This is a genomic window from Streptomyces sp. NPDC029044 (assembly GCF_040637495.1).
Taxonomy (GTDB): Bacteria; Actinomycetota; Actinomycetes; order Streptomycetales; family Streptomycetaceae; genus Streptomyces.
Genome location: NZ_JBEZWN010000117.1, coordinates 1 through 10,341, shown reverse-complemented (window position 1 = coordinate 10,341; position 10,341 = coordinate 1). Strand labels below are relative to the sequence as shown.

The window sequence follows — 10,341 nt, the reverse complement described above, 5'->3', positions numbered from 1 at the left end:
GCCACGCCCTCGCCCAGGGACTCGACGACACCGGCGACCTCGCGGCCGGGGATGGTCGGCAGCGGCGTCGGCTCGGCCGCCGGGCCGCCCACAGCCCGCGACGAACCACCCCGGCACACGGCGCACACCGCCCCCACTCCTCGCCCACAGCCCCCGGACGAGCCGCGCAGCACGGCGCACACCGGCAGGCGCGTCCCAGGCGCCCTACGGCCGCGGTGCCGCCTCCGCCGCCACCGCCGCCCGGCGGGCCAGCAGGGTCGTGGAGCGGCCGTCGAGGTAGGGCAGGACCACGGCCTGGCCGCCCCAGGTGCGGAGCACCTCCGCCTCGGGCAGGTCCTGGACGGAGTAGTCGCCGCCCTTGACCCAGACGTCCGGCCGCAGCCGGGCCAGTACCGCCTCGGGGGTGTCCTCCTCGAAGACCGCGACGGCGTCGACGCTGCCCAGCGCGGCCAGCACGCGGGCGCGGTCCGCCGCCGGGTTGAGCGGGCGGCCCGGGCCCTTGCGGCGGGCGACGGACGCGTCGGAGTTCAGGCACACGATGAGGCAGTCGCCGATGCGCCGGGCGCTCTCCAGCAGGCCGACGTGCCCCGCGTGCACCAGGTCGAAGCAGCCCCCGGTCGCGACGACCGTGCCGCCCCGGGACCGGACCTGCTCGGCGAGACCGAACGCGTCGTGGGCGGGCTCGACCGGGGGGCCGGTCTCGGGCCCGGTCCGCCACAGGCCGGGGTTGCCGGCGCCGCCCGCCGCGACGAACGCGGCCGCCTCGGCGACGGCCCGTTGCAGCGCCTCCTCGGGCAGCAGGCCGTCGGCGAGGCCCGCAGCCGTCGTGGCGGCGAAGCAGTCACCCGCGCCGCAGGGGTCCCCGGCGGCCCGGTAGGGCACGGGGACGAGCATCGGGGTGCCGGAGCCGGGCCGGACCAGCAGCACCCCGCGCTCGCCGAGGGTGACGGCGACACCGGCGGCACGCCAGCGCTCGGCCAGACGGGACCCCCTCTCGGCGTACGCGCCCAGCGTGGTGTCCCCGGAGCCGGGGTGCAGAGCCCGCGCCTCGGCCGCGTTGGGGGTGACGAGGCGGGCTCCCGGCACGGGCGGGTCGCCGTTCGGGTGCGGGTCCCACACCAGGGGCGTGCGGCGGGCGGCGTCCTCCAGGAGCGGACGCAGGGCCCCCGCGGTGTGCCGGCCGTAGTCGGCGACCAGGACGGCGTGCGCGCCGGCCAGTGCGTCACGGACCGCGTCGCCGGGTTCGCCGGGGGTGCCGCCGCCGCGGTCGATGCGGACCACCGGCCGCCCGCCCGCGAGGACGCGGGTCTTGACCGGCAGCGTGCCCTCCAGCGGGATCTCCAGCAGCCGCACCCGGCCGCGCAGCTCGCGTCGTACCGCCTCGCTGGCCTCGTCGTCGCCGAGCGCGGTCACCAGCACCACGTCCCGGCCACCCCGTGCTGCCAGGGCGGCGGCCAGACCGGCCCCGCCGGGGTGGCGGCGGTCGCCGGTGACGTCGACGACCGGGGCGGGGGCGTCCGGGGAGAGACGGGTGGAGACGCCCTCGATGTCCTCGTCGAGGAGGACGTCCCCCACGACGACGAGGGGGTGGGGCCCGGTCATGAGGTGCTCCCGTGGGTGAGGACCGCGCGGCGGGCCGGCAGCGTGGACACGGCCGTGTCGAAGCACTCGCACAGCAGGTGGACGGCGACGAGATGGATCTCCTGGACGTTGGCGGTGCTGCCGGCGTCGATGCACAGGGATGCGTGGGCGGCTTCCGCCAGGGGGTTGGGGCCACGTCCGGTCAGGGCCCACACGCGCAGTCCGGCCTGCCGGGCGGTCACGGCGGCGGCGATGAGGTTGGGGCTGCGTCCGGAGGTGGAGAGCAGCATCAGGATGTCGCCCGGGCGGCCGTGGGCGGTGACCTGCCGGGCGTACACGTGGTCGAAGCCGTAGTCGTTGCCGATCGCGGTCATGCTGGAGGTCTCGGCGTGCAGGGCGAGCGCGGAGTAGGCGCGGCGTTCGCGGCGGTAGCGGCCGACCAGTTCGGCGGTGAGGTGCTGGGCCTGGGCGGCGCTGCCGCCGTTGCCCGCGGCCAGCAGCCGGCCGCCGCCGGTGAGGACGTCGGCGAGACGGCCGCCCCAGTCCGCGACCCGGTCCAGGCCGTGCCTGCGGAACCCTCCGAGGGCTTCCTCCAGTGACCGGCAGTGCAGTCGCGCGGTTTCCAGGACGGGGTGTGCGGGGGGTTCGCTCATGTCGATCGGGCGTACCGCCGTGGGTGACGGCGGCGAACCCGCACCTCCTTCGGATGTCGGACGTCGGACGTCGGGCCCGGGTGGCTGTCGTCGGGCTGAGGGCCGGGCGGTCAGCCGGCGCGGGTCGCGGCGGGCTCGGTGTCGAGGACTGCGCAGTAGGCGGCCTCGGTGGCGGCGGCGACCTGGCCCCAGCCGTACCGGCTCAGGACGCGTCGGCGGCCGGCCGCACCGCAGGCGGCGCGGGCCTCCGGGTCGGCCAGCAGCGCGGCGACGGCGGCGGCCAGGGCCGCCGGGTCGCGGGGCGGCACCAGTCGTCCGGTGCCGGGGTCGGCGACGGTGTCGAGCTGCCCGCCGACCGCGCTGGCCACGACGGGCACGCCGCAGGCCATGGCCTCCAGCGGGACGATGCCGAACGGTTCGTAGTCGGCGGGGCACACGACGACGTCCGCGGAGCGCAGCAGCGACGGCACCTCCTCGCTGGGAAGGGCGCCGGTGAAGCGGACGCGGTCGGCGACCCCGGCGTCCCGGGCGATGCCGCGCAGCCGCCGCACCTCCGGGTCGCCGTCGAGCCGGCCGGCGGGCGGCCCGCCGACCACGACCAGCTCGGTGCCGGGCAGCCGGGCCAGTGCGGTGACGGCGACGGCGGCGCCCTTGCGCGGCACGAGCCGGCCCAGCTGGAGGATCCGGTGGGGGTACGGTCCGCGCGGCGCGGACGGGCCCTTCGGGGTGAACCGGTCGGTGTCGACGCCGCACGGCACGATGCCGACCTGGTGCGGGGGAATGCCCATGAGGGCCAGTTCCCGGACTTCGTCCCGGCAGGTGGCGATGACGCGGTCGCAGCCCAGCCCGACCTCGATCTCGCCGGGGATCCGCTCCGGCGGGCTGGTGTCGGCGAGCCGCTGGTGCCGCCTCTTCACGGTGCCGAGTGCGTGGTAGGTGTGCAGCAGGGGCAGGCCGTGCTCGCGGGCCGCGCGCAGGGCGGCCAGGCCCGACATCCAGTAGTGGGAGTGCACGACGTCGGGGGTCCGGGTGCGCCAGCCGCGGGCGAGGTGGCGGCCGAACGCGTCCATGTGCGGCAGGAGCTCGTCCTTGGGGAGCGGCTCGGCCGGCCCGGCGGGCACATGGTGCACCTCGACGCCGTCGCGCAGCTCCGTCCGGCAGGGCAGGTCGGGCGCGTCGCGGCGGGTGTGGACGGTGACGCGGTGGCCGCGGTCGGCGAGTGCGGCGGCGAGGCAGGCGACGTGGACGTTCTGTCCGCCGGCGTCGACGCCGCCGAGTGCGGCCAGCGGGCTGGCGTGCTCGGAGACGAGCGCGATCGCGAGGACGCCCGGGTCGAGCTGCTCGCCGCCGAGCGGTCCGGCGGGGAGGGGACTGAGGGACGGGGTCATGAGCACACCTCCGTGATCAGGCGCTCCCAGTCGGCCAGGAAGCGCTTGAGCCCGTAGCGTTCGAGGGCCGCCTGCCGGGCGCGGGCCCCGTCCGCGGCCGCCGCCTGCGGTTCGTGGAGGTAGCGGCGGGCGGCGCGGGCCAGGACGTCGGGACGGGTGGTCAGGGTGCCGGCGCCGGGCGGGACCGCCTCGACCGCCTCGGTGGTGGCGAGCGCCAGCACGGGCAGGCCGAGGTGCATCGCCTCCAGCAGGGACAGGCCGAGGGAGGTCCAGCGCACCGGGTGCAGGTACATGCGGCGTTCGGCCAGGGCCGTGTGCAGCTCGCTCTGGGGAAGATCGGCCGAACGGCAGCGGTCGGCCGGCAGGCCGAGGTGTCCGGCCAGGCCGTCGGTGCCCATGCCGAAGACGTCGAGGGGCACGGCCTCGGCCAGGGCGGGCAGCAGGTCCGTTCCGGTGTACCGGGCGCGTCGCACGGGTTCGTTGACGACGACGGCGGCGCGGGCCAGCCGGCCGGTGTAGCGGTGGCCCGGGTCGACGATGCCGTGCTCGATCACCTCGGTGCGGGTGGTTCCGCAGTCCCAGAACAGCCGGTTGAAGTGCGTGACGTGGACGAGCGTCACGTCGTCGCGGCCGGCGCACGGGTGCCGGGTGTCCGGCACGTCACCGTCCGGCGCGTTGTGCTCCAGGTACACCGCGGGCACGTCCCGGCCGGGGCGGCGTCCGCCGAGCCACCGTTCGGCCAGCGCCGGCTCGTGGGGCCGCTGGAGAAGGACCAGGTCGACCTGCGTGTCGCGGAGTTCCTCGGGAGTCACCTCGCGGACCGAGGACGGCCAGGTGAAGGTGCGGGCCCGGCCGAGGCCGTCCGGGCCGCGGTCGGGGGTGACCGGGACGAGGTAGGTGTGCGGGCCCTGGACGAACGCGGTCGTCCAGGAGCCGTGCACGTGCCACAGCAGGATGTTCATACGGCCGCTCCTCGCTGGGTGTGTTCTCCCCGGTCGGCCGGGTGGGCCGTGAGGGCCGCCACGGCGGCGAGCACCTCGGTGTCGCCGATGGCGTCGAGGCAGGGGTGTCCCGGCACCGGGCAGTGCCGGGCCCGGGTGTCCGCGCACGCGGCGTGCGGGTCGCCGAGCAGGACGTGCGGTACGCCGTAGGGGGCCCAGCGTTCGGCCGGCACGACCGGCGCGAAGAGGCTGACGACGGGCGTGCCCACGGCGGCGGCCAGGTGCGCCGGGCCGGTGTTGCCGGCCACCACGGTCCGGGCCCCCGCCAGGACTCCGGCCAGCTGTGGCAGGTCGGTGGCGCCGCCGAGGTCCAGGGCGTGCCGCCCGGCGACGCGGGCGGTCAGCTCGCGCTCGGCGCGACCGCCGGTGACGACCACGCGGTGCCCCGCCGCGGACAGCGCGGCCGCAGCACGTGCCGCCCGGCCCGGTGTCCAGGCCCGTGCGGGCACGGCGGCGCCGGGATGGAGGACGACGTACGGGCCGGGTCCGGTGAGGTGGGTGGTGTGCGGCGGCGGCAGGACGCGCAGCCGGCCGTCGTCGCCGTGCGGGAGCTCGAAGCCCGCTGCGCGGGCCAGGTCGAGGGCGGCCAGGGCCTCGTGACGGTGCGGCCGTCTGCGGTGCCGCAGGTCGAGGAGCGCGCCCGGGTAGTCCTCGCAGTCGGCGGCGGTCCGTGCGATCCCGGCCAGCTTCAGCAGGAGGGCGATGGGCAGTGGGCTCTGGTGGTAGGACACCAGCACGATCGCGCGGTCGAAGCGGCCGGTCGTGAGCGTCTCCATCAGCTGCCGGGTGGCCACCCGCGTGACCGGCGGCGGCTCCAGGCCGACCCAGGGAGCGTCGTAGGTGAGCACCTCGTCGACACCGGGCAGCATCCGCCCGGCCGGGGGGCCCTGGGGCCCGCAGAGCAGCGCGGTGTACGAGGAACCGGCGGCGACGGCCCGTACGGCGGGGCCCGCCAGGAGTACGTCGCCGGAGCTGTCGAGGCGGACCACGAGGGTGCGGGGAAGGCGGGTGGGCGTCATCGCGGCTCCCGGGCCGCGACGGCCGGGCCGAGGACCAGGCGTACGGCCGTCGGCAGGTCCGGTGCCGTGACCGCGGCCTCCGCCGCCTCCTCGGCACGGGTGACGGCGGTGGGGACCAGGACCCCGCGGGCTCCCGCGGCCCGGGCCGCCTCCATGTCGGCTCCGATGTCGCCGATGACGGCGGTGCGTTCCGGCGGGACGGCGAGGCGGCGGCACGCGGCCAGGATCAGTCCCGGGGCCGGTTTGCGGCAGTCGCAGGCGTCCTCCGGTGCGTGCGGGCACACGGCCCAGACGGCGAACGGCCCGAGCAGCTCCTCCACCCGCAGCCGCACGGCCTCCACGTCGCGGCGGGTGAGCAGGCCCCGGGCCACGCCCGACTGGTTGGTGACGACACCGACGGGCACCCCGGCCGCGCGCACGGCGTCCACGGCCTGCCGGGCACCGGGCATGAGCGCGACCAGCGCCGGGTCGCCGTTGTAGGGGACGTCGGTGACGAGCGTGCCGTCGCGGTCGAAGAGGACGGCCGCGGGCAGCGGGCCGTCCGGATCGTACGGACGCTGCCGCACGTGCCCGGGGAGCAGCCAGGGGCCTGGGCGCGGCGTCATGACCGCAGCCGTTCTCGGGCCGCCGGACGGGGCGCGGGTGCCGGCTCGCCGCTCCGGAACGGGGTGTGCGGCCGGGCCTTGCGGTGCACCAGGCGCCCGCGCAGCCAGTGCCAGGTCGCGGCGGGCGGGACGAGGGCGCTGGTCACCGTCATCGTGACCACTTCGTCGCGGGTGCCCGGCCCGGGCAGGATGCGGGCGAGGGCGAACTCGGCGGTGCCGGCCAGCCACGTGGCGGCGCAGACCGCGGCCGCCCGGTGCCGGCCGAGCAGGGCGCAGCCGAGCGCCGACACCCCCGCCCCGGTCACCGCCAGGTGCAGGGGCAGGCGGCCGCGTGGGGCCTGTGCCCGGCGCCACCAGTGACGGCCGTGCAGCCGGGTCATCAGCACGTCGTCGGCGTTGCCGGCCTGGAGGCGGACGGAGATCCAGCGTCCGGCCTGCCGTACGGGGTGGGTGGTGGTGCGCCGGCCGGTGGTGAGCGCCCAGCCCGCGTCGAGCGTGCGCAGGGCGAGGTCGGCGTCCTCCCTGAAGGCCCGCCGGAAGCGCTCGTCGAATCCCCCGACGGCCACCAGCGCGTCCCGGCGGTAGGCCATGTCGGCGGTGATCCAGCGGGCATCGGCGAGACCGGCCGTGTTGCGTTCCCAGTCGGTGGGGCGCCGGCCGGCGGGCAGGGGCACCTCGATGCGGGCGGTGATCGCGGCGGTGCGCGCGGTCGCCGCCGCCAGGTCGAGGGTCAGGTCGTCGCCCCAGGTGGGGCCTGGTACGACGTCGTCGTCGAGGAAGACGATCCAGGGCACGTCACCGGCGGCTCGCCAGCCCAGGTTGCGTGCGGCGGCGGGTCCGCGTGCCCCGCCGGGCACGACGACGGTGCGCGCGCGCAGGGACGGCGGGACGGCGGCGGTGAGGGCGATCCGGTCCGTGTCGGGCCGGTCGTCGACCAGGACGATGCGGGCCGGGCCCGGCCCGGTGGCCTCGGCGAGGGCGTGCAGGCAGGCGCCCAGGCTGGGCCGTCCGAGGGTGGGGATCACCACGGCGTACTCGGCGTCGGACGCCGGGGCGTCGGGTCCGGTCATCGGGGGCCTCCGGCGTCGTCGCTGCGGGAGTCGGTGCGGAAGAGGTCGGCGCGCCGGATCGCGTACGGGCCGATGGCCAGCAGGTCGACGGGCGAGGAGCCGAAGCACTCCAGGGCGTCGCGCGGGTCGTCGACCATGGGCCGGCCGGCCGTGTTGAGACTGGTGTTGACGACCACGGGCAGGCCGGTGAGCCGCTCGAACTCGCCGAGCATGGCGGCGACCAGGGGTTCGCGATCGGCGTCGACGGTCTGGATACGGGCGGTGCCGTCGACGTGCACGACGGCGGGGATGCGCTCCCGCCACGCCGGGGCCACGTCGTGCACGAACAGCATGTACGGGCTGGGCAGCGGGCCGTCGAAGAGGTCGGCTGCGCGGTCGGCGAGGACCATGGGGGCGACGGGCCGGAACTGTTCGCGGCCCTTGACGTCGTTGAGCCGTTCCAGGTTGCCCGCGTGCCCGGGGTGGGCGAGCAGGGAGCGGTGGCCGAGGGCCCGGGGGCCGTACTCGGAGCGGCCCTGGAACCAGGCGACGATCCCGTTGTCCGCCAGGGCGCGGGCGACGGTCGCGGCGATGTCCGGGGGCCGGTCGAAGGGGACGGCGGCGGTCTTCAGCCAGGCTCCGAGTTCGGCGTCGGACCACTCCCGGCCGAGGTCGGCACCGGTCATGGGCTCCGGCTCGTCGCCCTCCACGGCGGACAGCAGCAGGGCGCCGCCCAGGGCGGTCCCGGCGTCTCCCGCGGCGGGCTGCACCCACACCCGGGAGAAGGGTCCCTCGCGGGCGATACGGGAGTTGGCGACGCAGTTGAGGGCGACGCCGCCGGCCAGGGTGAGCACCCGGTCGTGGGTCCGGCCGTGCAGCCAGCGCACCAGGTCGAGCAGGGTCTCCTCCAGCACGGCCTGTGCACTGGCGGCGACGTCGGCGTGGTCCTGCGTCCAGGGCTCGTCGGGTCCGCGGGGCGGACACAGCTCGTGCCAGGGCACGCCGGTGGCGTGGAAGCCGCCGTCTGCGGTGGGGTACACGTGGCGGCGCAGTTCGGCGAGCATGCGCGGCCTGCCGTGGGAAGCGAGGGCCATGACCTTGAACTCGTCGGAGGAGCGCAGGAAGCCGAGGTGTTCGGTGAGTTCCTCGTAGACCAGGCCGAGCGAGTGCGGCAGGTCCTGGGCGTGCAGCGCCTCCAGGCGGGGGCCCACCCGGCGGGCGGCCAGGTGGGAGGCGCGTTCGCCACGGCCGTCGAGGACCAGGACGGAGGAGTTCTGGGCCTCCGGTGCGGCGAAGGCGCTGGAAGCGGCGTGGGCCATGTGGTGCGGAACGAAGCGGACGAGGCCGGGGTCGAGACCGGGCAGGGCGGTCTTCAGGAAGGCGGGTGCCTCGCGGGCGTAGGTCAGCCGCAGGTGGTCCCAGGGATCGTCCAGGCCCATGTCCTCGGCCGGCCGGGCGAGCCCGGGGTCGAAGGAGTAGGTGACCGCGTCGAGATCCTGCGGGCGCAGCCCGGCCCGCTTCAGGCACCAGGCCGCGGCCTGTTCGGGCAGTTCCCAGGCGGAGAACGGCAAGGGCCTCTTGCCGTGCTTGCGCCGGGAGAACCGCTCCTCCTCCGCTGCGGCGACGGTCCGTCCGTCGATCACCAGGGCGGCGGCGGGGTCGTGGAAGAGGGCGTTGATTCCGAGGATGCGCATGGGGAGGCGGGCCTTTCGGCGGTCGGGGACACCAAGGCGCGGGGGTGCCGGGGTGCGGGGGTGCCGGGGTCCGGGGTGGCCGGGCGGGGTCAACCCTCGGTACCGGCCTCGCGGAACCAGGCGATGGTGCGCCGCAGCCCCTCCTCGGCGCGGACCTGCGGGTCCCAGCCGAGCTTGTCGCGGGCCAGGGTGATGTCCGGGCAGCGCACGGCCGGATCGTCCACCGGGCGTTCGATGTAGCGGATCTCCGAGGAGGACTCGGCGAGTTCGACGACCAGGCGGGCCAGGTCGAGCATGGTGATCTCGGTCGGGTTGCCGATGTTGACGGGGCCGCGCATGCCGTGGGCGGCGGCGGCGAGGATGCCGCGCACGGTGTCGTCGACGTAGCACAGCGAGCGGGTCTGGCGGCCGTCGCCGGTCACCGTGAGGGGCTCGCCGGCCAGGGCCTGCCGGACGAAGGTGGGCACCGCGCGTCCGTCGTGGCCGCGCATCCGGGGGCCGTAGGTGTTGAACAGCCGCACGATGCAGGTGTCGGTGCCCTGGGCGTCGGCGTGTGCGGTGGTCAGCGCCTCGCCGAAGCGTTTGGCCTCGTCGTAGACGCTGCGGGGGCCGACGGGGTTGACGTTGCCCCAATAGCGCTCGTCCTGGGGGTTTTGGAGGGGGTCGCCGTAGACCTCGGAGGTCGAGGCGAGGACGAAGCGGGCGCCGGAGGAGTGGGCGAGCTCCAGGGCGTTGCGGGTGCCGAGGCTGCCGGTCTCCATCGTGTGCAGCGGGAGGCGCAGGTAGTCCGCCGGGGACGCGGGCGAGGCGAAGTGCAGGACGAGGTTCGGCGGCCGCTTGATCCGCAGCTCCTCGGCGACGTCGGCCTGGACGAGCGTGAAGCCGGGCTGTTCGAGCAGCGGCGATATGTTCTCGGGCCGGCCGGTGCTGAAGTCGTCCACGCAGGTGACGGCCGCGCCCGCGTCCAGCAGGGCGGCGCACAGATGGGAGCCGACGAACCCGGCGCCGCCGGTGACGACGGCGTGTTCCCAGTTCCGTGAGAGGGCGGTGGTCATGTCGGTCACTCCTCCGTCGGCGGCGGCGCGCGGCACGACGGCCGCGCTGCGGACCGGCGAACCGGAGGCCGCAGGGCCGTCGAGCCCACGGTCAGCCTCCGACGACCGTGCGCGCACGGCACGGCCATGTACGGCGAACAGGTGACTCACGGAGGGTGAGGAGCCGGGGCGGCGGGGCGCGCCGCGGGGGCCGGACGGGGTGGCCCGGGGCCCACGGAGGGCCGGGGCGGCGGGGCGCGCCGAGCGGAAGTCGGTCGTGATGCCGAAGGCGTAGACGTCCAGGCTCAGGTCGTCGA

General features: G+C 76.5%; 9 protein-coding genes. All 9 read right to left on the bottom strand.

Annotation, left to right across the window (positions count from 1 at the left end; translation table 11 throughout):
• Positions 1–204: 204 nt before the first annotated feature.
• The 9 genes from rfaE2 to AB0E85_RS38950 all read right to left on the bottom strand — a co-directional run bounded on the left by rfaE2 (position 205) and on the right by AB0E85_RS38950 (position 10,045).
• A complete protein-coding gene (gene rfaE2 / locus AB0E85_RS38990; RefSeq protein ID WP_361937509.1) occupies positions 205–1,602 on the bottom strand; it encodes a D-glycero-beta-D-manno-heptose 1-phosphate adenylyltransferase in 1,398 nt (465 codons plus the stop codon).
• Positions 1,599–2,234 carry an SIS domain-containing protein gene (locus AB0E85_RS38985; RefSeq protein ID WP_361937508.1) on the bottom strand — a complete coding sequence of 212 codons (636 nt, stop codon included), beginning with the start codon at positions 2,232–2,234 and terminating at the stop codon, positions 1,599–1,601. Before AB0E85_RS38985 ends, rfaE2 begins: the two co-directional genes overlap by 4 nt.
• 110 nt (positions 2,235–2,344) lie before the next feature.
• Positions 2,345–3,622, bottom strand: coding sequence for a glycosyltransferase (locus AB0E85_RS38980; protein WP_361937507.1), 1,278 nt, complete (start codon positions 3,620–3,622; stop codon positions 2,345–2,347).
• Positions 3,619–4,584, bottom strand: a complete 966-nt coding sequence (locus AB0E85_RS38975; RefSeq protein ID WP_361937506.1) for a glycosyltransferase — start codon at positions 4,582–4,584, stop codon at positions 3,619–3,621. The genes AB0E85_RS38980 and AB0E85_RS38975 overlap by 4 nt, the downstream gene beginning before the upstream one ends.
• Positions 4,581–5,642: a glycosyltransferase family 9 protein gene (locus AB0E85_RS38970; protein WP_361937505.1), complete on the bottom strand. Its 1,062-nt coding sequence runs from the start codon at positions 5,640–5,642 to the stop codon at positions 4,581–4,583. Before AB0E85_RS38970 ends, AB0E85_RS38975 begins: the two co-directional genes overlap by 4 nt.
• Positions 5,639–6,247 (bottom strand): HAD-IIIA family hydrolase, encoded by a 609-nt coding sequence (locus AB0E85_RS38965; RefSeq protein WP_361937504.1) that lies wholly within the window; start codon positions 6,245–6,247, stop codon positions 5,639–5,641. The genes AB0E85_RS38970 and AB0E85_RS38965 overlap by 4 nt, the downstream gene beginning before the upstream one ends.
• On the bottom strand, positions 6,244–7,317 hold the full coding sequence (locus tag AB0E85_RS38960) for a glycosyltransferase (protein WP_361937503.1): 1,074 nt from the start codon (positions 7,315–7,317) through the stop codon (positions 6,244–6,246). Before AB0E85_RS38960 ends, AB0E85_RS38965 begins: the two co-directional genes overlap by 4 nt.
• Positions 7,314–8,990, bottom strand: coding sequence for a carbamoyltransferase C-terminal domain-containing protein (locus AB0E85_RS38955; RefSeq protein ID WP_361937502.1), 1,677 nt, complete (start codon positions 8,988–8,990; stop codon positions 7,314–7,316). Before AB0E85_RS38955 ends, AB0E85_RS38960 begins: the two co-directional genes overlap by 4 nt.
• An 89-nt stretch (positions 8,991–9,079) precedes the next feature.
• Positions 9,080–10,045 carry an NAD-dependent epimerase/dehydratase family protein gene (locus AB0E85_RS38950; RefSeq protein ID WP_361937510.1) on the bottom strand — a complete coding sequence of 322 codons (966 nt, stop codon included), beginning with the start codon at positions 10,043–10,045 and terminating at the stop codon, positions 9,080–9,082.
• Between the last annotated feature and the right edge of the window lie 296 nt (positions 10,046–10,341).

What these genes read in the sequence shown, in the direction of transcription:
- rfaE2 (WP_361937509.1), bottom strand. Translation starts at nt 1,602, where the DNA reads ATGACCGGGCCCCACCCCCTCGTCGTCGTGGGGGACGTCCTCCTCGAC.
- AB0E85_RS38985 (WP_361937508.1), bottom strand. Translation starts at nt 2,234, where the DNA reads ATGAGCGAACCCCCCGCACACCCCGTCCTGGAAACCGCGCGACTGCAC.
- AB0E85_RS38980 (WP_361937507.1), bottom strand. Translation starts at nt 3,622, where the DNA reads ATGACCCCGTCCCTCAGTCCCCTCCCCGCCGGACCGCTCGGCGGCGAG.
- AB0E85_RS38975 (WP_361937506.1), bottom strand. Translation starts at nt 4,584, where the DNA reads ATGAACATCCTGCTGTGGCACGTGCACGGCTCCTGGACGACCGCGTTC.
- AB0E85_RS38970 (WP_361937505.1), bottom strand. Translation starts at nt 5,642, where the DNA reads ATGACGCCCACCCGCCTTCCCCGCACCCTCGTGGTCCGCCTCGACAGC.
- AB0E85_RS38965 (WP_361937504.1), bottom strand. Translation starts at nt 6,247, where the DNA reads ATGACGCCGCGCCCAGGCCCCTGGCTGCTCCCCGGGCACGTGCGGCAG.
- AB0E85_RS38960 (WP_361937503.1), bottom strand. Translation starts at nt 7,317, where the DNA reads ATGACCGGACCCGACGCCCCGGCGTCCGACGCCGAGTACGCCGTGGTG.
- AB0E85_RS38955 (WP_361937502.1), bottom strand. Translation starts at nt 8,990, where the DNA reads ATGCGCATCCTCGGAATCAACGCCCTCTTCCACGACCCCGCCGCCGCC.
- AB0E85_RS38950 (WP_361937510.1), bottom strand. Translation starts at nt 10,045, where the DNA reads ATGACCACCGCCCTCTCACGGAACTGGGAACACGCCGTCGTCACCGGC.